This is a genomic window from Spirosoma spitsbergense DSM 19989 (assembly GCF_000374085.1).
Lineage (GTDB): Bacteria > Bacteroidota > Bacteroidia > Cytophagales > Spirosomataceae > Spirosoma > Spirosoma spitsbergense.
Map to the genome: position 1 here is coordinate 40721 of NZ_KB893500.1, position 21257 is coordinate 61977.

The 21257-nt window shown below is 51.2% G+C and carries 21 protein-coding genes; 11 read left to right on the forward strand and 10 right to left on the reverse strand.

All coding sequences use genetic code 11. From position 1 onward, the window contains the following. Positions 1 to 165: 165 nt before the first annotated feature. From B157_RS0112415 to B157_RS0112445, 7 genes are all read left to right on the forward strand, one after another. Positions 166 to 2469, forward strand: coding sequence for a TonB-dependent receptor (locus tag B157_RS0112415; protein WP_026308661.1), 2304 nt, complete (start codon positions 166 to 168; stop codon positions 2467 to 2469). 84 nt (positions 2470 to 2553) lie between these two features. Continuing rightward, a complete protein-coding gene (locus tag B157_RS0112420) occupies positions 2554 to 4029 on the forward strand; it encodes an acyl-CoA synthetase (protein ID WP_020603652.1) in 1476 nt (491 codons plus the stop codon). Positions 4030 to 4032: 3 nt separating this feature from the next. Continuing rightward, positions 4033 to 4158, forward strand: a complete 126-nt coding sequence (locus B157_RS40085; protein ID WP_020603653.1) for a hypothetical protein — start codon at positions 4033 to 4035, stop codon at positions 4156 to 4158. Then, on the forward strand, positions 4155 to 5702 hold the full coding sequence (locus B157_RS0112430; protein WP_245565071.1) for a sodium:solute symporter family protein: 1548 nt from the start codon (positions 4155 to 4157) through the stop codon (positions 5700 to 5702). The genes B157_RS40085 and B157_RS0112430 overlap by 4 nt, the downstream gene beginning before the upstream one ends. Before the next feature lie 123 nt (positions 5703 to 5825). Then, entirely contained in the window at positions 5826 to 6281 is a 456-nt protein-coding gene (locus B157_RS0112435; RefSeq protein ID WP_157618412.1) for a hypothetical protein, read from the forward strand. A 138-nt stretch (positions 6282 to 6419) separates the two neighbouring features. Then, positions 6420 to 7274: an EamA family transporter gene (locus B157_RS0112440; RefSeq protein ID WP_245565072.1), complete on the forward strand. Its 855-nt coding sequence runs from the start codon at positions 6420 to 6422 to the stop codon at positions 7272 to 7274. Between the two features lie 161 nt (positions 7275 to 7435). Further along, a complete protein-coding gene (locus tag B157_RS0112445) occupies positions 7436 to 8752 on the forward strand; it encodes a sensor histidine kinase (protein ID WP_020603657.1) in 1317 nt (438 codons plus the stop codon). Positions 8753 to 8858: 106 nt separating this feature from the next. Here B157_RS0112445 and B157_RS0112450 read toward each other — a convergent pair whose 3' ends face one another. Continuing rightward, a complete protein-coding gene (locus B157_RS0112450) occupies positions 8859 to 9677 on the reverse strand; it encodes a sugar isomerase domain-containing protein (protein ID WP_041952063.1) in 819 nt (272 codons plus the stop codon). A gap of 84 nt (positions 9678 to 9761) precedes the next feature. Then, on the reverse strand, positions 9762 to 11162 hold the full coding sequence (gene creD, locus B157_RS0112455) for a cell envelope integrity protein CreD (protein ID WP_245565073.1): 1401 nt from the start codon (positions 11160 to 11162) through the stop codon (positions 9762 to 9764). 142 nt (positions 11163 to 11304) lie between these two features. Here creD and pgmB point away from each other — a divergent pair, with 142 nt between their 5' ends. Further along, positions 11305 to 11961: a beta-phosphoglucomutase gene (gene pgmB, locus B157_RS0112460; protein WP_020603660.1), complete on the forward strand. Its 657-nt coding sequence runs from the start codon at positions 11305 to 11307 to the stop codon at positions 11959 to 11961. 94 nt (positions 11962 to 12055) lie between these two features. On the opposite strand, the gene kdsA is transcribed toward pgmB, so the two are convergent. From kdsA to B157_RS0112490, 7 genes are read right to left on the reverse strand one after another with little or no spacing between them, the layout of a single operon-like run. Further along, a complete protein-coding gene (kdsA, locus tag B157_RS0112465) occupies positions 12056 to 12907 on the reverse strand; it encodes a 3-deoxy-8-phosphooctulonate synthase (protein ID WP_020603661.1) in 852 nt (283 codons plus the stop codon). Between the two features lie 5 nt (positions 12908 to 12912). Further along, positions 12913 to 13269: a DUF5615 family PIN-like protein gene (locus B157_RS0112470; RefSeq protein ID WP_020603662.1), complete on the reverse strand. Its 357-nt coding sequence runs from the start codon at positions 13267 to 13269 to the stop codon at positions 12913 to 12915. Next, positions 13269 to 13499 (reverse strand): DUF433 domain-containing protein, encoded by a 231-nt coding sequence (locus tag B157_RS0112475; RefSeq protein ID WP_020603663.1) that lies wholly within the window; start codon positions 13497 to 13499, stop codon positions 13269 to 13271. The genes B157_RS0112470 and B157_RS0112475 overlap by 1 nt, the downstream gene beginning before the upstream one ends. A gap of 15 nt (positions 13500 to 13514) precedes the next feature. Further along, positions 13515 to 14594 carry an iron-containing alcohol dehydrogenase family protein gene (locus B157_RS0112480; RefSeq protein WP_020603664.1) on the reverse strand — a complete coding sequence of 360 codons (1080 nt, stop codon included), beginning with the start codon at positions 14592 to 14594 and terminating at the stop codon, positions 13515 to 13517. A gap of 13 nt (positions 14595 to 14607) precedes the next feature. Beyond that, entirely contained in the window at positions 14608 to 14940 is a 333-nt protein-coding gene (locus tag B157_RS35175; RefSeq protein WP_020603665.1) for a DUF2442 domain-containing protein, read from the reverse strand. Continuing rightward, positions 14879 to 15169 carry a DUF4160 domain-containing protein gene (locus B157_RS40495; protein WP_084761804.1) on the reverse strand — a complete coding sequence of 97 codons (291 nt, stop codon included), beginning with the start codon at positions 15167 to 15169 and terminating at the stop codon, positions 14879 to 14881. Before B157_RS40495 ends, B157_RS35175 begins: the two co-directional genes overlap by 62 nt. Further along, positions 15169 to 16374 (reverse strand): DegT/DnrJ/EryC1/StrS family aminotransferase, encoded by a 1206-nt coding sequence (locus B157_RS0112490; protein ID WP_026308663.1) that lies wholly within the window; start codon positions 16372 to 16374, stop codon positions 15169 to 15171. The genes B157_RS40495 and B157_RS0112490 overlap by 1 nt, the downstream gene beginning before the upstream one ends. A gap of 278 nt (positions 16375 to 16652) precedes the next feature. Here B157_RS0112490 and B157_RS0112495 point away from each other — a divergent pair, with 278 nt between their 5' ends. Continuing rightward, on the forward strand, positions 16653 to 17384 hold the full coding sequence (locus B157_RS0112495; protein ID WP_020603667.1) for a dioxygenase family protein: 732 nt from the start codon (positions 16653 to 16655) through the stop codon (positions 17382 to 17384). A gap of 65 nt (positions 17385 to 17449) precedes the next feature. Here the strand turns inward: B157_RS0112495 and B157_RS39720 are convergent, their stop codons facing one another. Beyond that, positions 17450 to 17671 carry a glycoside hydrolase family 97 C-terminal domain-containing protein gene (locus tag B157_RS39720; RefSeq protein ID WP_342664697.1) on the reverse strand — a complete coding sequence of 74 codons (222 nt, stop codon included), beginning with the start codon at positions 17669 to 17671 and terminating at the stop codon, positions 17450 to 17452. A 449-nt stretch (positions 17672 to 18120) separates the two neighbouring features. Between B157_RS39720 and B157_RS0112500 the strand changes: the two genes are divergently transcribed. Both B157_RS0112500 and B157_RS0112505 read left to right on the forward strand, forming a co-directional pair. Then, positions 18121 to 20538 (forward strand): DUF5686 and carboxypeptidase-like regulatory domain-containing protein, encoded by a 2418-nt coding sequence (locus B157_RS0112500; RefSeq protein ID WP_020603668.1) that lies wholly within the window; start codon positions 18121 to 18123, stop codon positions 20536 to 20538. A 43-nt stretch (positions 20539 to 20581) separates the two neighbouring features. Continuing rightward, complete coding sequence (locus B157_RS0112505) at positions 20582 to 21256, forward strand: hypothetical protein (RefSeq protein ID WP_020603669.1); 675 nt, start codon at positions 20582 to 20584, stop codon at positions 21254 to 21256. The last annotated feature ends 1 nt before the right edge of the window (position 21257 follow it).

The window sequence follows — 21257 nt, forward strand, 5'->3', positions numbered from 1 at the left end:
TTCTTCTTCCTGAGCGGCCTTACGGCTATCTCCTGCCATTGCACTGAGATAATTGTATTACGCCCGACTCCTGCACAACTGTCCTTACAGCTTGTGAGGTTATCCCTTATACTGCATAGAACGACTGGAAAAACGGGTGTTGAATCACCCCATTTTGCATTAATGATGAAATTTCTATACGCTGTCCTGATTGTAGGGTTGGTTAGTGTACAATCGTATGCCCACCTTGGTCATGCGTCCGGTAAGGTATACGATCAGGCAACCAACCTGCCCCTGGCGGGCGTAACGGTGCAACTGGTGGGACTGGGTAAAGCCACCCTAACGAATGAACTGGGCCAGTACCGCTTCGACGGGCTGGTAGCGGCCCCCTACAAAATTGAACTGTCGCACGTGGGGTTTAAGGCACAACTAATCGATGTAGTCGTGCATGATGACCAGACTACGTTTGTTAGTACCATCCTGTCGGCTACATCGGTTTACTTGAGCGAGGTGGTTGTCTCCTCGCAGCGGGCGCACGATCAGCAGCTGATCGGCAGTATGGACATCAAACTACGCCCAATCACCAATTCGCAGGAGATTTTGCGGCTGGTGCCGGGTCTGTTCATTGGTCAGCACGCGGGCGGAGGGAAGGCCGAACAGATTTTCCTGCGTGGCTTTGACCTCGACCACGGTACCGATATTCGCCTGACGGTAGACGGTATGCCGGTCAACATGGTGTCGCACGCGCACGGGCAGGGGTATGCCGACCTGCATTTTGTTATTCCCGAACTGGTAGAAGGCGTCGATTTCAAAAAAGGACCGTATCGCGCCGACAAAGGGAACCTGACCACCGCCGGCTGGGTCGATTTCAGAACCCGCACCGCCCTCGACCGGTCCTTCGTGAAACTCGAAACCGGTCAGTATGGTACCTACCGCGCCGTGGCTGGGTTAGATTTATTGAATACGTTCCGGCGGTCCGGCGGTCCGGCGATCCGGAAAGAACGGGATAAAAATCAATCGGCCTATCTGGCATCGGAATATTCGTTTACCAATTCGTATTTCGATAATCCGCAGCACTTTAAACGGCTAAACGTAGTCGGTAAATACCACGGACATCTGGCACCAAATACTAACCTGACCCTGACTGGCTCCACGTTCTGGAGCAAATGGAACCACTCCGGTCAGATTCCCGAACGGGCAGTAGCCTCGGGCCTGACCGACTTTTTTGGGTCCATCGACCCAACCGAAGGGGGCGAAACCAGCCGGACAAATTTCAACGCCCAACTCGTAACGGTAACGCCCCGAAACCACGTGATCAAAAATCAGTTTTTTTACAGCAACTACAATTTTGAACTGTATTCCAACTTCACTTTTTTCAGGGAGGACACCATCAATGGCGATCAGATTCGACAAAAAGAACACCGGAATCTGTTTGGCTACAACGGCAGCTACGCCGTTGAAACACGCGTTGGCCGTAGCCACTGGAACACCACTATAGGAGCGCAATACCGGCAGGACTTAACCCACCACACCGAACTGTCGCACACGAAGGACCGGGTCATTACCCTTGAACAGAAGAACTTTGGCAACATCAACGAACTGAACGCGGCCGTATATGCCGATGAATTGATTGAGGTGTCGGATCGGTTTACGATCAATGCAGGGGTGCGGGTCGACTATTTCCGGAGTCAGTACGAGGATTTGCTGGCCCAACCCGTAACCACAAAGCACGCGACGGATGCCATCGTTTCGCCCAAACTGAATTTTTATTACACCATCAATCCACGGGTGCAGCTTTACCTGAATTCGGGCAAAGGGTTTCATTCCAACGATGCACGGGTGGTAGTGCCACAGGGCGGCAAGGGTATACTGCCACCGGCCTACGGTTCCGATCTGGGGCTGATTGTCAAGCCATTTCCCCGGCTGCTCATCAATGCCGCAGCTTGGTATCTGTGGCTGGCGCAGGAGTTCATTTTCGTGGGCGACGAAAACGTAGTGGAACCCAGTGGCCGGTCGCGCCGGTATGGTGTCGATGTATCGGCCCGGTATCAGATCACCAACCGGACGGACGGAGCCAACCTGTACGCCGACGTAGACCTGAACACGGCTACTCCCCGCGCCATCGATTCAGAAACGGGCCAGAATTACCTACCATTGGCACCCCTGTTTACCTCAACGGGCGGACTGTCGCTGAAAAGCAATAGCGGCTTCGGTGGTTCCATCCGCTACCGGTATATCGCCGACCGGCCCGCTACCGACGATTATTCGATTGTCGCAACCGGTTATTTCGTCAATGATTTGCAGGCCAATTACAGTCATCGAAATTATACCCTTGGCTTATCGGTACAAAACCTGTTCAACGTACGCTGGAAAGAAACGCAGTTTGCCACCGAAAGCCACCTGCGTGGTGAACCAGCACCCATTACCGACATTTGTTTCACCCCCGGAACCCCATTTTTCGCCCGGCTCAGTCTGACATATTTTTGGTAGAGAATCCATAAAAAAACATTGAGATTCGGTCATACCTAGTAGGATAAACAGTCGTTGAACTTTACTGGCTAAACCGCTCACTCTATGTTACATCTGGTTCGGCAGGCGCAGGCTCATCCGAAAAATACCGCCATCATCTCCGATGGACAGTCGTACACCTATAACCAGTTGCTGGAGCAGTCTGACCATTTTGCGCAACGGTTGCTGAATGGTCAGGCCGACCTGGCCGAAGCGCGAGTTGCTTTTATGGTTATGCCCGGTTTCGATTACGTTCGGGTGCAGTGGGGTATCTGGCGGGCGGGTGGCATGGCAGTACCGCTTTGCCTGACCTATCCGCCCGCTTCACTCGACTACGTATTATCTGACACGGGGGCCGATATTGTCGTGGCTTCGGCTCGTTATACAACCATCATCAAACCCCTGGTCGAAGCGCGGCAGCTTCGGTTTATTGAACTGGAGCAGTTGGATGAATACGACGCCATAATTCTGCCCGACCTGATGCCGGAGCGGAAGGCAATGATCCTGTACACAAGCGGCACGACGAGTTTACCCAAAGGCGTGGTAACGACCCACGCTAACCTTGATGCCCAGATAACTTCACTCGTAACGGCCTGGGAATGGCAACCCACCGACCATATTCTGTGTGTACTGCCACTCCACCACGTGCATGGTATCATAAACGTGATTGGATGTGCCCTGTGGGCGGGTGCCTGCTGTGAGTTTTTACCTGAATTTTCGGCGGCCGATGTATTTGCTGCTTTTCAGCGGGGAACGATCAACCTTTTCATGGCCGTACCGACTATTTATTTTAAGCTAATTACCTACTGGGAGCGTTTGCACACACCGGATCAGGAAGCCCTGACCGCCGTGATGCGCCCCTTCCGGCTGATGGTTTCCGGCTCGGCCGCGTTGCCCGTTACGGTGATGGAAAAATGGGAACGGGTAAGCGGACAGATTTTGCTCGAACGATACGGCATGACCGAAATCGGGATGGCTATCAGCAATCCCTACCGGGGTAAACGCGTTCCCGGCCACATCGGCCAACCGCTGGCGGGTGTGGGTATTCGCCTGGTCGATGACTACGACCAACCCGTTGCCGATAGCCAGCCGGGAGAGATTCAGGTGCAGGGGCCAACCGTGTTTCTGGACTACTGGCAACGCCCGCAGGCCACGGCCGACGCCTTTACCGATGACGGCTGGTTCCGTACCGGCGACGTGGCCGTGGTAGATGACGGAAGTTATAAAATTCTGGGCCGCAGTTCTATCGACATCATCAAGTCGGGCGGGTACAAACTATCGGCACTGGAAATTGAAGAGGTGCTGCGTACCCACCCGGCCATTGACGACTGCGGAGTGATTGCCCTGCCCGATGAGGAATGGGGCGAAACGGTAGCCGCCGTGCTGGTAGCCCTGCACCCCATTGACCTGGCCGAACTGAATCAATGGATACGGACGCAGTTGCCGCCGTATAAAGTGCCCCGGCAGTACCGGGTAGTGGCCGAATTGCCCCGGAACGCAATGGGCAAAGTGACAAAAAACGACCTCAAACAACTTTTCTGACCGATGGATTTCCTAACCGCCTTCCCGTACTGGGCCATTCTGGTCATCATGATTGTCAATGCCATTGCTGTACAGTTTATGAAAATAGACGTGCAGGATGACGAAAAGGAAAAAGAACCCACCAAATGAACTACCTCACTAACCACGCCACCGTGTTACTATGCATGGTGGTTTATCTGGGCCTGATTATCACGCTCGGCTGGTACCTGCAACGCCAGTCGGCCAAAACCGTTGGCGAATATTACGTGGCCAACCGCCGGATACCGGGCTGGGTGGTTTCGCTGGCTTTCTTCTCGACGTTTATCAGCACCAACACCTACATCGGGCAGGCGGGTGAATCGTTTCGGTACGGCCTGTCGTGGACGTGGGTGGGGCTATTCTGGGCCATTTTCTGCGTTGTGTCGTGGATGATTCTTGGTCCCCGGATGCGGAATCAGAGTATCCGGCTCAAGTCGTTTACGGTGCCGGACTATTTTCAGCTTCGCTACCAGAGTCCGCTTTCCCGGAGTATCCGGGTGCTGTCGGCCTTCATTATCCTGTTTGCTACTGTCTGGTACATGACCGGTATTGCCAAGGGAATCGCGCATCTGCTGCAATCGGTTCTCGACATACCGTACATGTATGGTGCGGGTTTTATGCTGTTTTTCACCTGCTTCTATACCATTTCGGGGGGTATGTACGGCATTATGTGGACGGATGCAGTACAGGGCATTCTGATGTTTGCGGTGGCGATTCTAATGCTGGCCCTGCCCTTTGTGTACGTGGGCGGGTACGATGTGCTGATGGCCAAAATTGCTTACGTCGATCATGTGTCTAAAAAAGGAACGCCCATTGGCAGTGGGTTAGTTAGTTTCGGACAGTTGACCTCGTTTCTGTACATTGCCGGGATTGGGCTGTCGGTGGGCATGAAACAGATTTCAGAACCCAAGCTCCTCATTCGGTTCTATACCGTGAAGGACCGGAAAGGCATGAAGTTCGCTATGACCTGGACCCCCATTTTTATGGGCGTATCGCTGGTGTGCGTCATGGGGCTGGGTGCGCTGGTACATGGTATGGTTTCGACGGAAGAAGCCGCCTATCTGGTCAACAATACCGACGAGGTAGTGGGCTTCATGCTGAATAAGTTCAATAGTCCGCTCATCAGTGGTATCTGCCTGATGGGACTTTTTGCGGCTGGTATGGCGGCTCTGGCGTCGGTGACACTTGTAGTGGGTACCACACTGGTTAAGGATATCTGGAACGTGTGGCGACCCATGCCCGTTGAGCGCATCATTCCCCGAACCAAGCTGGTCATGCTGCTGTACTGCGTTCTCGTATATTACTTCACGTTATTTCCGCCGGCGGGCGTGGTAGAGCTGTCGGCCTTTGCGGGTTCAGTGTACGTAGCCAGTTTTCTGCCCACTATTTTCGGAGGGCTGTATTTTCGCTGGGGTACGGATTTAGGGTCGGTGGCGTCGATGATAACGGGTATTGTGGTCAACATCATCTGGCGGTTTGGCGTGCGACCCAATTATGAATCAATGGCCGATGTACACGAGGTTTTCCCCGCGTTTATCGCTTCGTTTGTGGTCTACGTTTTTGCCAGCCTGCTTACGGCCAACCGCAAACCCAGTCCTGACCATCTGCACGTTGTGTTCGGTACGGAGCCAGTTACTATTTTATCAAGTAGCTGAAATACAGGACCAATACGTCTGTTCAGGCAATTTCCCGTTGAAATAAGGGAAGGAAAAATGCTGATAAAAGATTTTATTATCGGTTTCGTTATAGGCATATCATGCACCATAACGACCTATCCAATGCGCCCCCCACTCTCATTTCTGTGTTTCTTTTATGGCTGGGTTTCCCTATCGGCAATTCCAGCCATATCGCAAAGCCAGCCTTCCAGCCGGGAGCCGACTTACAAGGTGTTGGTGTATGAGGACGGAGTACCCATCAATCCTGAACGAGGTGCATCGGTTTTGTCTAAGCTAGTTAAATTAAGGGTAGTACTTACGGATGAAAGTCTCGAAAAATACCCCTATCTAAAGCCTGCTGTGATCGTAAAAAATACGTATGAATACCTGATTCGAAATGGCAGACGGATAATGATATATCCAGGTGGGGCGTCGTTGTATTTTTCACTTCTCAACGCTCAGGCCGGCGACCAGATTTTGATTGAGTCAGCTGATTTACGTGTAGAGACCAGGGATGGCATGACCCGTAAATTGACCCGTAAAATGGTTTGCGTACTTCCAATCTATGAGGAAAAATAGCGCTAAACAGATCTATGTTTGCAAAGAGTAGACGTGTCTCAGCATGCATACTGCCCTTATGAGGGTACTTTATGTGTAATTTACCGGGTACAAACCATCAATCAGTTGATAGAGGCCTTTCTCCTTTCTGGTGCCGTTTTGTTGAGAATCCTTTCCAATGCTACCGGAAACGTTTTTCAGAAACAGCTCACGGTCAGCGGAAACCACCCTCTGTTGGTCAATTTCTTTACGTACCTGCTTTTATCGATAGTCTGCTTTCCTGTTGCGATTAGCATAAACTGGCGGGCACTGCCAGATTCATTCTGGTATTACTCGGTTCTCGGCGGCCTGATAGGCGCGTTGGGAAACGGTTTTCTAGTAAAGGCGCTCCAGAAAGGTGACCTGTCGGTACTGGCGCCCATTAATTCGTATAAGTCGGTTGTCAGTATTATCATCGGCGTTTTTCTGCTGGGAGAAATACCCAATGGATGGGGTGTACTGGGTATTGTGCTGATTATTTACGGCAGCTACTTCGTGCTCGATACCACAGAAGAACGATTTTCCTGGACATTGCTGAAGAAGCCCGAAATCCGGTTTCGCCTGTGGGCTATGGTTCTGACGGCGGTGGAAGCGGTATTTGTCAAAAAAGTGGTACTGGCCTCGTCAACAACCATTGCTTTCGTTAGCTGGTGCTTGTTCGGGGCTGTTTTCTCCGGGCTTCTTCTGTTTGTTTATCGGCTGGATATAAAAAGTGAACTGAGCAAAATAAGTCAAACAAACCGTACTCAATACGCCTTTCTCGTTGCCTGTGTCGGTACCATGCAGTTTACAACCAACTACGTTTTTGACCACATGCCCGTTGGCTATGCGTTGTCATTATTCCAGCTTTCGGCCATTGTCAGCGTATTTTTTGGACACCGGCTGTTCAACGAGCAGGCCATCCGTCAGAAGCTGATTGGTTCGGCTATTATGATAACCGGCTCCATCGTGATTATCCTGCTGAAAGACTACTAGACAGAAACAACGCGCTACAAGATTTCTTTCGGTCAGCACTTTCCGAAAAGAAAGTAAACAATACTTGATTTGGCTCAGTTTTCCCTAATTTTGAAACTGGCTGATTTTTTCTGCGCCCCCTGTTTCACTAGTAGCCTATGAAGACTCATCTACCTTATACAGTGGAAAGTAACCGAATCGATGCGTTAAAAAAGTATGATATCCTGGACTCACTGCCCGAACAGGACTACGACGATATCACCAAACTCGCTTCCGAAATCTGTCAGACGCCTATCTCCCTCATAAGCCTTATCGATGAAACAAGGCAGTGGTTCAAATCCAACCATGGCCTGCCCATTCGGGAAACATCCCGTGAACTTGCTTTTTGTGCGCATGCCATCCTCAACCCAAGCGAAATGATGGTGGTTACGGATTCGAGAGAAGATGAGCGATTTGCCCGGAATCCGCTGGTGACGGGTGATCCAAACATTGTTTTCTATGCGGGTGTGCCACTGGTGGATTCGGATGGCTTCGCCCTGGGTTCCCTCTGCGTTATCGATCAGACCGCCCGCCAGTTGTCCCAAAATCAGTTGGCGGCACTAAAAACCCTGGCCAGGCAGGTTGTGCATATGCTGGAACTAAGAAAAACCAATGCAGCCCTGAAAGAAAGTGAAGAACGTTACCGAATACTATCGGTTGAACTGGAGCAGCAGGTACAACAGCGGACGAAGGAATTGCTCACGGTCAACGAAGACTTAGTAGAAGCCAACGATTTACTGATACGGTCGAACGATAACCTCCAGAAGTTTGCGTACGTAGCCTCGCACGATTTGCAGGAGCCGTTACGCAAAATTCAGGCGTTTGGCGACCTATTGAAAAAAGAGTTCGCATCAACCTCCAGCGAAGGACTGGATTATCTGGATCGTATGCAGAGTGCCGCCGGTCGCATGTCGACCCTGATTCGGGACCTGCTCAACTATTCGCGCCTATCCATCCGGCGTGATACGAGTAAATTGGTGGTACTCAATGATCTGATGCAATCGGTAGTAACTGATTTAGACCTGACCATTGCAGAAACCAGAGCCATCGTGAATGTCGGTGTATTACCAACCATAATCGGTGAAGCTTCTCAGTTGAATCAGCTCTTCCAGAATCTGCTTAGCAACGCCCTGAAATTTCGCCGGGCGGATACCGTTCCCCACATTCAAATCACCGCCCGAACGGTAAAAGCGGCTGATTTATCCAATACGGTGAAACCGGCAAAAGCTACCGACATGTACCACCAGATCGATGTAATTGATAACGGCATTGGCTTTGATGAAAGGTACCTGACACGCATTTTTGACGTTTTCCAGCGACTCCATAATCGGAGTACCTTTGCGGGTACGGGCATTGGCCTGGCCATCTGCGAAAAAGTCGTTACTAATTACGGCGGGGCTATTACGGCTGCGAGCCAACCCGATCAGGGGTCAGTCTTTAGTGTATTTTTTCCCATATAGACGGCTTTGTGCGGCTGATATGCCCCAGTCCCTGCCCCAATAGTTCGAATTAATCGTTAATTACTGGTAAAACTGTCTGCATCCGAACAGTTTTTGAGGAGCAGTGTCAGGGAACTACCGGTTTTTGCGGTTCACTGACGTACGAGGGAATACCCACGCGTTCGTAAAGTTTAGCCAGCCGGTGAGCATGCTCGTCATACGCGCTTTCAAACAACGACACGGCCCGCTCCGCTCCCACTACATTAGCAGCCGATAGCACCCTGGGCGGATAACCAGCCTGCGTGAGCAACCCGGCGACTTCGGCCTTGATGCAGTTGACCAGCACGGCCCCGCCCACCGTTGACCCCGGTGCTACCGGCGTATCCAGGCCCGGAACGTTTACCATGGCATCGCCTGCGGGTGCCCCGGTATCCAGAATCAAATCCGCAAAGTCACTCAGCTTCTTCCCATCCGGGCGCTTGCTGGCACTTTTTTCAGCGTGTTGTTTCGTAATCAGCGCCACCACTTTGATACCCCGCTCTTGAAACAGTTCGGCCATTTCGACAGGAACGACGTTGCAGCCACTGGACGAAATGACCAGCGCCGAATCCTGCTCCGAAAGATCATAGTTACGTAAAATCCGCTGGGCCAGGCCCGGCACATTTTCCAGAAACATGGCCTGCCGCTGTCCGTTGGCGCCTACCACCAGATTATGAAACGAAAGGGATAACTCCACAATAGGATTGAAACCCGCAAACGAGCCGTAGCGGGGCCACATCTCCTCCACCATAATCCGGCTGTGCCCACTACCGAATAAATGGACCATCCGACCCGCCAGAATCGTCTGGCTAAACCATTGGGCCGCCTGTTGAATGGCATCGGCCTGTTGCTCAGCCGTATCCAGAATCGCCCTGGCTTTTTGTAGGTACTGGTTCGTTAAGGACATAATCAGGTAATTTGGGGTAATGGCAGGAATAAGAAAATGATTAGCCCAAAAATACACATCCTCCCTTATTTAACACCAACGACGCTACGCCTTTACCACGTCCGCCGGTTCATACGCCTGGTACCAGTCGATGTGGCGGGTCAGGTACATGATTATGCCCAGCATGAGGAGTAAGCCAAAACTACCCAGCAGCAGGGAATAATCTTCCAGTTGCAGCAGCGAGTAGAAAAACCCGTACAGCAACGCCAGCACGGTACTGAATAAAACCGTCAGGCGTACATTTCGAAAAACATAGCGGACGTAGCCGGTGATTAGTACCAGGATAATAACGCTCCCGATCAGGTACGCCCAGTCGAACGGCATGTGTTCAGAGATGGATAGCAGCAGCAGATAAAACAGGCAGATGGCAAAACCAACCAGCAGATATTGAATGGGATGGATACGCCGACGGTCGAGGATTTCGACGAAGAAAAAAGCAACGAACGTCAGCATGACGAACATGATACCGTACTTGGCCGAGCGCATCGTCTTCTGATACTCATCCACCGGTAGTAAAAGTTTAACCCCAAACGACGGTAGTTCACTGGGCTGCTGACCGGGACTGACTACCTCTCCCCTCCCCGACCTGGTTAAAAAATTGCCGATACCCTGCTGCGGAAAATTCCGGTTGAACTGCAATACCTTCCAGTTTGCCTCAAAACCACTGGCCGTGATGCGTCGCTGGTCGGGCAGGAAGGAACCGGTAAAACTGGGCGTAGACCAGGGCGATTGCAGCCGCACCCGCGTTTCTTTACCCAGTGGCAAAAAACTCAACTGCGTGCTCCCATTCAGGTTGAGGGTAGTTTCGAACGCGTACGTGTCGGCATTCAGTGCCAGGGGAATACTGACGCCCGATGGCAGAATATCCCCCCCCGCAATGCCGGGTTCGGCTTCGACCAGCCGGTCATTTAACCGAAACTTTATGGCTTCCCGAATACCTTTTACATCACTGATGCCAAGCGACAAAAAGGCCTTGTCCCATCGCATCGCACTGGCCGACAACCCCAGAGAGGCTACCAAAGGTTTCTTAAACGTTCCTTTGATGTTGAGCCGGGTATTGTAAAGCATAACGGTAAAAATACCCCGGCTGCGCTTCTCCGGCCGAATACTCCCATCAAACTGCAACTCGTCGGGTAAAAAATGAGCGTACTCCGTCTGACGCTGAACCTGTCCGTTCGCATCGTTCACCGTCGTTTCGTACGGTACAGATAGTACCGGCCCACCGATGACCTGCTCCGCTCCCCACTTTGAACTCACCTCGGCCACGGCCATGTTACGCGTCGACTCCCGTTCCGAAATCAATGATTGCAGCATGGCCGTTGGAATCAGCAGGACCAGCACCAGTATACCGATAACGGCCAGTTTTAGCATGGTAGAGGTACGAACCCAGCGGTTTATACGGTCAAACATGGACATTGATTGCTCGGAGGGAAATGAAGGTTCCATATAGTTTATAACTAAAAGTACTTTGTGATACAAAGTAAACTATATGCTTTCTGGTTTTGCAAATTCTGGGGTAAGTTTTTTTTTGCAGCGCATCATCAATCGCTGAATCGGCTACTTTTGCCATTCGCCAACCTGAAAAATTATGTCCATTAATGCCTTCTTATTCGACCTCGATGGGGTCATTGTCGATACCGCTATCTATCATTATCAAGCCTGGAAACGGCTGGCCAACGAACTTGGCTTCGATATTTCGGAGGAATTCAACGAAGGGTTGAAAGGCGTTAGCCGAATGGATTCGCTGGATTTGATTCTGGCCCACGGTGGCCTTACGTTACCCGATGAGCGAAAAACCGAACTGGCTACCCAAAAAAATGAATGGTATCTGGAACTGGTTAGCCGAATGACCTCCAATGATATTCTACCGGGGGTACCCGCTTTTTTCGCGCAGGTTCGGCAGGCCGGTCTGAAAACCGCGCTTGGCTCCGTCAGCAAAAATGCCCCAATGATTCTGGCACGGATTGGCATGACCGATGCCTTCGATGCTATCATTGACGGGAACAAAATCAGCAAAGGCAAACCAGACCCGGAAGTGTTCACCAAAGGAGCGGAAGAACTGGGCCTCAGCGCGGCCGAATGTGTGGTGTTTGAAGATGCCGTTGCGGGGGTAGAAGCGGGCAAACGGGCGGGCATGTTCGTAGTTGGCATCGGAACGCCCGATGTGCTTACGAAAGCAGATATGGTTGCACCCTCGCTGGAAGCGTTGACGGTGGAGGAGATACTGAAACAGGCTTCCGCTTAGGGAGTTACCCACAAAAGGAGACCGGGCCGTGGGGTCAGTTACTCATAACTGACCCCACGGCCCGGTCTCCTTTTTGCCACAGGATAAAAGTTATTTAAGTCAGTTCGGGCAGGGTGTTCCGGTATTTTACTTCCACCGCGTGTAGTTCAATAAGCGGTTTCAGGAATTCCTCCAGAAAACGAATATCCAGTTGACTGGCCGCGTCGCAAAGAGCTTCTGAGGGGCACGTGTGCGTTTCTACGAAAAGACCATCCACACCCGCAGCCACGCCGGCACGGGCCAGCACGGGCAGGTATTCACGCGCCCCGCCTTTAGCATCGGCCGATGGGATACCATACTTACGGATAGCGTGCGTTACGTCGAACACAACCGGGTAGTTGGTGCGGGCCATGTGGTAAAAAGCCCGCGGGTCAACTACCAGGTCGTTGTAGCCAAAGGTGAAACCGCGCTCGGTCAGGATAATCTGGTCATTGCCCGAATCTTCAATCTTTTTGACCGGGTGCTTCATGTTCTCCGGGGCCAGAAACTGACCGTGCTTCACATTGACAACCTTGCCCGTTTTGGCAGCAGCCACCACCAGCATCGTTTGCATGCACAGGTACGCCGGAATCTGAAGCACATCAACGACTTCGGCAGCCGCAGCACACTGGTCAGGGTAGTGAACGTCCGTCAGCAGTGGGAAGCCGAACTGTTCCTTTACTTTGGCCAGAATCTTCATGCCTTTATCGAGACCGGGACCATTATAGTAATTCAGGCTGGACCGGTTATCCTTCTGGAACGATGACTTATAGATGATTTTGATGCCAACCCGCTCCTGGATTTCGCGGAGCTGCTCGGCCACCGACATCATTATTTTTTCATCCTCAATAACACAGGGGCCGCTGATGAGAAACAACTCATCCGCTCCGCACTCGATGTCGCCAACGCGAACAATTTTCTGAGACATATTTTTTATTTGTTAAGCGTAATTCGCATTGCTTTTTCTGTGATAACAATAAAATGCTGCGGGGTAATTGGCTCAGAAAAACTAGCCAGAAAACGACTCAGTATGGCTATTTTATTTTCTATACGTTCATCGTCCAATCGCATCAGAACAATCCCACAATGCGACAAATGGAATTTAAAAACTAATTCCCCAGAGTCTTTATCATTCGAAATAACTACCCTGTTTTCACTAACAGCATGCGCTAGCACCTGCCAGTCAGACCAGCCTGGAGACTGTTCTCCAACAGAATAAACATCATATCCTTCGCTACGTAGCCATCGCCCCACCGACGGTCCTGTACACTCATCAACCAGCCACTTCATCAGGCTGCTAGTGGAACAAGCGTACTACTTTCAAGCATTTGACTGGCATAAGCCAAACAAGCCAGAATATCCTCTTCCATAATGTAAGGATACTCAGCCAGGATTTCCTGATGTGTTACCCCCTTTGCCAGTAATCCTACAATAAAGGGAACAGACAAGCGTGTTCCGGCAATGACTGGCTTGCCAGTCAATACATCAGGGTTTGATACAATTCGTTGTCTGGTTTCCATACTCGTTGTTTCGATTTACAACCGGCGGAACAAATCTTTCAGCCCGTCAATCGTGATGACCTCCTTCCAGTTGTCGCCAATGGCGTGCAGCCACATATGCGGCAGGCCGTACGATACATGCGCCATCTGGGTGAGGATGTCGTCGTTCCAGTCGTTCGACAACCCCTGCGGCAGATCAATCTGGTGATAGGCTACCATGTGTCTGAACTCGGCCACACCCTGCGGATAATAGTCTTCCAGATGATTCATGATAAGGCAGTTGGCGTAACAGTGACGCATGCCCAGAATCTTGGACAGCCCGTAGCTAAGCGCGTGGCAAACGCCTACTTCAGAATACGTCAGACTCAGCCCGCCCATCAGCGAAGCCACCATTAGCTTGTCGTCGTTTTCCGGCGTTTGCCCCGATTGCTCACCGAGGTAAATTTCCCGGCAGAGTTTCATGGACTGGTCGGCATAAGCGTGCGAATAGGCATTGTTCAGGTTTCCGTTTTCCGATTCGATGCAGTGAATATACGTATCCATACCCGTATAAAACCACCAGTTGCGCGGTACAGTAGCAATCAGTTCGGGGTCGAGGATAACCTGGTTAAACACGGTCCATTCGCATTTAAGACCCAGTTTTTTCTCCGGGCCTGTCAACACCGCCGTCATCGACACTTCGGCACCGGTACCCGAAATGGTGGGAACGCCCACGTGGTAAATACCCGGCTTTTTGATCAGGTTCAGGCCCTGATACAGCGTCGAGGAGCCTTCGTTGGTGAGCATCAGCGAGAGTGCCTTGGCAATGTCCATGATGCTTCCCCCGCCAATACCAACCACACCGGATGGAAGACCCTTTTTGGCCAGAATCTCATCGCGAAGCTGGTCAATCTGACTGGTCGTCGGCTCGTGTTCTTCGACGCTGATGTAATAGGTCAGGTCTTCATCGTGGGCGGGCACCCGGCTTTCGAGGGGTTTTCCTTTGAAGTAGTTATCGACCAGAAAAACGAAATAGCCTTCGTTATCAGCCCGATGGGGAGCAATAATTTCGTCGAGCTGAGAAAAACTTCCCCGACCAAAAACGGTCTTCTCGATGCCTTTAAAATTTTTATGCATGACAGATTTTATACTATTTTTTATCGAAAGCTGGCGAATTGGGCTGTTGTAGTTTAACCGGATAGAGCACATTTTTCACCCCAATAATTTCGTCCAGTTCATCCCAAAAAACATGATAAGCCGAATGAGTAAAGTTTTGCCGCTGTTCGGGCGTTGCTTTCGTCAGTAACTCCGACCACGACCACGGCCAGGCTATGATTCGACCATCTTCTAAATCAAAATAAACACGCTCCTCATCTACCCGGACGTTCGCCAGGATTGGCAGTTCGGCGATGGAAACAGAATCAGTTACTCCACCTTGTTTTGTAGTTGATTTGGATTTTATTTTTTGTGCAATAGTCTCCATAAGCTTCCTGAATTTGACTCATTCGGGTTTGTAAGGTAGTGTAAATGCCGTTCAGTTCACGCTGTTTAAAGCCTTTTGATTCAGCCAGTTCGATGCTACTATCGGCAAAAATCCAATATTTACATAGCTTTCTACCGCCATCACCAACGTGCAAATGGAAAGGCTCATTCAACAAGTCGAACATAACAAAGAAGAAGCGTAAACTCCCCTCCGTGAACAGCGTTGGCATCAGGCTTCGACCAGTACTACCTTTCGAACGGCGGCTTCTATATTCGACGCCAGGGCTGCTACTTCCTCCGGGGTCCAGGTAGCCCGGACACCGAACGAAATCAATCGACCAATAACAGCCTGCGCATTGGGAATATCGAGATTCTTGTAGTCCTGCGGTGCTCCGAACTTCTCGATAGGCAGGGCCGAAGCCGTCCGCATCTCCTTGATATGGTCCCACTGATTGATGAAGTGATACATGTTCGTAAACCAGTAGTTGAAACCACCCACACCCGCAGCATTAAGCTCGGTTACTACGCGTCCGGCCGTTTCGGTATCGGGTAGCAGCAGGTTCAGGAAGGTACCAGAATCGCCATCCGGGTCGGGTATACGCGCAAACGAAACACCCGGTACCTGACCCAGCGCATCCATCAACTGCTTTTTATGGCGGTTGTTACTGCCGATAATTTCAGGGACCCGGCGGGTTTGCACCAAACCAACAGCCGCGTGAAGTTCGCTAATACGGTAGTTGAAGCCCAAAATGGGGTGTTGCTCCATACCCCGGTTACTACCTATATGGTCGTGGCCGTGGTCGGAATAGGAGTCAGCGTGCTTATAAGCCGTTTCGTCGTTCGTCACCATGATTCCGCCTTCACCCGCCGTGGCAATCTTGAAAAAATCGAACGAATAAGCACCCGTTTTTCCCCAAAGGCCCGTTGAAATCCCTTTGTAGCTGGCCCCCATCGCCTGTCCGGCATCTTCAACCAGTACCAGGTTGTGCTCCTTAATGACCGCCATAATAGCGTCCATATCGGCCATTTGTCCACACATATGTACCAGGCAAACACCTTTGGTACGGGGCGTAATGGCCTTACGAATACCTTCCGCACTGAGGCAGATGGTGTCGTCAATGTCCGCGAAAACGGGCAGAGCACCAATCATCAGTACCGCTTCAATGGTAGCGATATACGTGAAAGGGGGTACGATAACTTCATCACCGGCCCCAATACCAGCGGCCGCCATAGCGCACAAAGCAGCCGTTGAGCCACTCGATACGGCGTGGGCGTATTTCGCCCCAACTAGTTTAGCTACTTCCGCTTCAAATTCACGGGCTTTGTAGACGTTATTGCGTTGTGCTTCGTGGTTGTACCGAAACAGGATACCGGTTTCCAGCACATCGTTGATTTCACTGCGCTCAGCGGCTCCAAAAAATTCCATTCCTGGCATGACGTAATCCGTTTATAGGGTTGCCTGAGAAACGTGGGTTTCTGTTGGCCATTATTTTTTTACAAAAGTACAGGATTTAGACGGAGAACGATACGCCCCTCTACGACCGGATATACCCGTACTGCAACGAAAGATCTTTGTATCGCGTAAGTCAGATTAATAACGTCACCCGATATGTTGCGGTTCTGCCAGCCACAAACCAGCTTGATGGCGCGGCCCTTCGCGAAGGAGTGTCGTATAGGTACGGCAATCAGAGAAGTACTTTCTTACTGAAAACTATGGAGCGCAAAGAATTTCTGAAACGGGGTTTTACCGGCTTATTGGGCATAGCTGCCATTACTCCGCTGGCAGGAGCATGCCAGACAAAAATTATGGATCCCGGTACTTCCTCAACGGGTTCTACAAATGGCAGTTCGGCTACCAACTGCTCCGTTACACCCACGGAAACAGAAGGGCCTTTTCCCACAAAAGTACCAACCAATTTTGTTCGGAAAGATATCACCGATGGGCGTACAGGCGTAACGCTGGCGGTTAATATCACCATCAAGAACGCCAATGCCGGTTGTGCCGCCCTGGCGGGTGCGCTTGTGGATGTCTGGCATTGCGATAAGGACGGTTACTACTCCGAATACGGCGGGTCAGGGATGCAGAGCGTCAATCTGACTACGGTCGATTTTCTGCGCGGCCGCCAGACTACCGATGCTACCGGGCTGGTTGGTTTTACATCTGTTTTTCCGGGCTGGTATTCAGGTCGGGCACCACATATTCACGTACACATTTACAACGCAGCCGGCAAATCCCTGCTGGTTACCCAGATTGCCTTTCCTTATGACGTAACGAATACAGTGTATACAACGGCTCAGGCCAAAGGCTATACAAAAGGAGCGCAGGATACGACCAACGAAAGGGATGGGGTCTTTTCGGATGGCTTCACGATGGAGTTAGGTACCCTATCGGGGAGTGTGGCAACAGGATATACGCTGACGCACACGATTGTCGTGAGTGCATAAAAATCCCGGCGGTGGGTTCATTCACCGAATCGGGATTTTTTATGCCTTGCTGTCAGCTTTCAGCGTTAGACGAACTGAATGACGCAACCGCCCCCTTTGGCTAGATGAACCGTTAGAGAGGTAGTGGCCGTTACCGTCTTTTTCCCCATCACATAGACCTCCGGGTTGGTTTGCCAGTCGGCAGTGGGGGCATCTTTATACAGGATGGCCTCATATATTTTTCCAGGTTCCAGGAAGTCCAGGTTTATAGGCAGGTCACGGCTGTTTTCGTCGGTAATCGCGCCCAGTTACCAGTTGTGTATTCCTTTCCCTTTTCGGGCAATAGACACGTAATCACCCACCCAGTAGCAGAAAAAAAAGTACGCGTTTTATCATAGGAGGATATCAGGAAAAAAGATTCTAAATATGATAACTCCTGCTAATCTATCCAACCGGTGCATCGCCCAAAACCGGGCACTGATGCTTATCTTCTTATCGATTGCCAGTGTTACGTTCCCTATACGTTTGCTGTAAACAAGCGATAGCAAACGGGATTCTATTCTCCCGAAATACCGTAACACTCTCGTTATTTCAGAAAAAATCCGGGTTCGGCTTATCAAAAAAAATCAGCTATACCATTGAATTTTAACAACTTACTGAGGAAATATTTCTGGCACAGCCCTTGCTGTTAGTTGGTCATCTTTCCGCAGCACTGCTGGTTCAGCGTTGCCTGACTCTGTCCATTGATAGGCCGACAATGAACAAACTGCTACTTCTCGGACTCATTTTCTGGCTGATGCTGAATCCTGTATTTGGACAGGTGAAGGTGCACGGGCAAGTTGTATCGGAACGAAGTGGTCAGGGTATTCCATTTGCCACCGTTGGTGTTGAGCAGACCACCAATGGCACGATGGCCGACAGTAGCGGGCGATTTAGCCTGACCGTCCCGGCTAAAAATGATACACTGCTGGTACGGTCATTAGGCTACGAAACACGCCGGATTGCTACCACCGAAGCCAGCCGGATCACCCTGAAAGAAAGCCACCTGACACTAAATGAGGTTCGGATAAAGGCGGTTAACCCTGCCCACCGGATTATTGAACAGGCTACGCAAAACCTCCCCCGCAACAATCCCGAAGCACTGGCTTCCTTTCAGTACGAAGGGTACCACGTATCCACCATCAGCCACACGAAAGCGGCTAAACCAGTCCATGATACGCCCGTTACAAAACCGCTGTATGTGAATGAGTCTTACTCCATACGGCAGTTTCTGGCCCCTACGCTCAACCACGAAGAAATAATCGGTTCGCGCACGTCGGGTACGCAGGCTACGTTGTTCGCTAGTTTTCGCCCTATGTTTCAACCGTTTGGATTTCATAAGGAAACGATACTGATTCGATTGCCCCGCATGACCGAACCCATTTCATTTTTGAATCCTCTCTCCCGCAACAGCGCGGCTGTCTACGATTTTTATCTGGCCGATACGCTGGTACATACTCCCGGCGACAGCACTTTTGTTATTGAATACGAACCAAAAAAGGGACGGGGAATTTCGGGGCTGAAAGGGGTCCTGCATATCCGGTCGGGCAGTTTTGCACCGACGTATGTTACTGCCGAACCAGCCGACCCAAAAACCGTACTTCGGTTCCGATTCGAGCAGACCTACAAGCAAATAAAAAAACACTGGTTCCCGGTAGAGATTCGGTCTAACTGGATAATAAGTCCGTCATCCGTTCTGAAAATGGGGGCTGTGGAGGTAGAAACCCGCAGTTTACTGACAAATATTCAGATAGATCTGCCCCTTCGTGCCGAAAATTTCAGCGAAATAGCCCTGTTGCTGGCCGATAATAGTACACGCCGGTCGGAGGAATTTTGGCAAACGCACCGGCTCGATTCACTCACCATTGCCGAAAAAGACCTGTTTGCCAGGCAAGCTGCCTTGCGGGGCTGGGCACGGTTTAAAACAAAGATGCTCCCCACCCTGGCCGAATGGGGTACGGCGGGTGTTGTGCCGTTAGGTAAGTACCTGAACATGTCGAGCCAGACGTTTTTTGATGGCAACCGGTACGAAGGATTACGACTCACGCTCAACCCGATTACCAGCCCGGCTTTTTCCAAAACGCTGCGGCTGGATGCCAAACTATCCTACGGTTTTCGCGACCAGGCCGTTAAATACGAAGGCCGCGCCCGGCTACTGTTGAATCCGGCCCGGCGCATGTATCTCACGGCGGCTTATCGGTTTGATGTCTCGGAGCCGGGAAATGTTCAGTTTTTCATCTGGGATTACCCGCAGATTCCATATGAACTGCTTCGCACGTTTCTATTCACGCGAGCCGACAGCCTGCAACAGTGGCGGGTAGAGTGGTCATTTCGGGCCGTTAAGCACACGACGGTAACGTTTTCGGTCGCGGACGAAACCCGTACGCCTACCTATACGTACCTGTTTCGCCCCCCCGAATACGAACATATGCCCATGACCAGCTTCAGCACGACCGAACTGAGCGCGGGGTTTCGGTACGCCTACAATGAGCAGTTTGCTCAGGTGGGGCAGGGCACTATTCTGGCACAGGCTCCTTCGCCGGTGTGGTCGGTGCAGGTTGTTCAGGGCGTGATGAACCGTTTGCTGGGTGGGCACTACAATTACACGAAACTCAACACCCGTTACGAGCAACTGATTCGGCACCGACGGCTGGGCGAAACGTACCTGAACCTGACCGCGGGTATCCTGTGGGGTCAACTGCCCTATCCGTACCTGTACAACGCCCGCGGAGCGAAGAACGACTTTAGCCCAATCTGGGTAGCGAATCATTTCCAGACGATGGACTTGTACGAATTTACCTCCGACCGGTACGCAACGCTGTTCGTGACGCACAACTTCAAAACGTTGCTCGGCAAACCCACCGTGAGATGGTTTCGACCCGAACCGTCTGTCGTACAGGGCATTGCCTATGGAAGCCTGCGGTCGCCGGACTACCACGAAGGGATTCCAATAAAGACGCTGGAACGGGGGTTTTTCGAGAGCGGCCTGCTGGTGGATAACCTCTATCGGCAGAGGATAGCTAACGTGGCCTACGTGGGTGTTGGCATGGGGGTTTTTTACCGATGGGGTCCCAATGCGCTACCAATACCACAAGACAATCTAGCTTACCGACTGGTATGGAACATTGGCTTTTAATCCAGTTAGCCGTTTCGTACATAAAACTAAGCCACCTTATCCAATGAATTTTTCACGAATACTAGGTTTGTCGGTCCTCCTATCCAGTATCGGTTTGGCGGGATACGCCCAACGCTCTCCCTATGCAGAAGCGGGTGTGGGGTTCGGAGCAAGTACCATTTCGCCCGTGGTCGCTCTCCATAAAGATTGGTCGCTCGACAAAAAAAGCCGGTTTTTGATCGGATCAGGCGTACGGTTTACCGGCTTCTACGCCAACAATGTCACGCTCACGTCGGCACCGCCCAACCTCGCCCGCGACCCGGCTTCGGTCGATACGCTTTTTGCCCCCGCTCCCAACATAAACGCCCTAAACTTACTGATAACGCTGGCAGTCAATGTCAGTCCAAAAATTCAGCTTGGCTTTAGCATTGACGCGCTGGGTTTTTCGTTTGGCCCAACCGGGAAGCCGGACTTTGTCGCATCGGGCAACCGGTCGACGGTTAGTGCATCGCCCACCCGGTTCAATGTCCTGCTCATCGACAATAACGACATCGGCTCGCTGGGGTCGTATATTTTCAGTCGCTATAGGTTCTCCAACAAGGTAGGCATAAAGCTGGCTTATCAGCACTTATTCAATGAGTTGACCACTACCACCACCGTCCAGACGATACCGGAAGCCAATGACCGGTTTCGGGTAAAATCGAATCTGGCATATCTAGGGATACAGTATCATTTCTAAA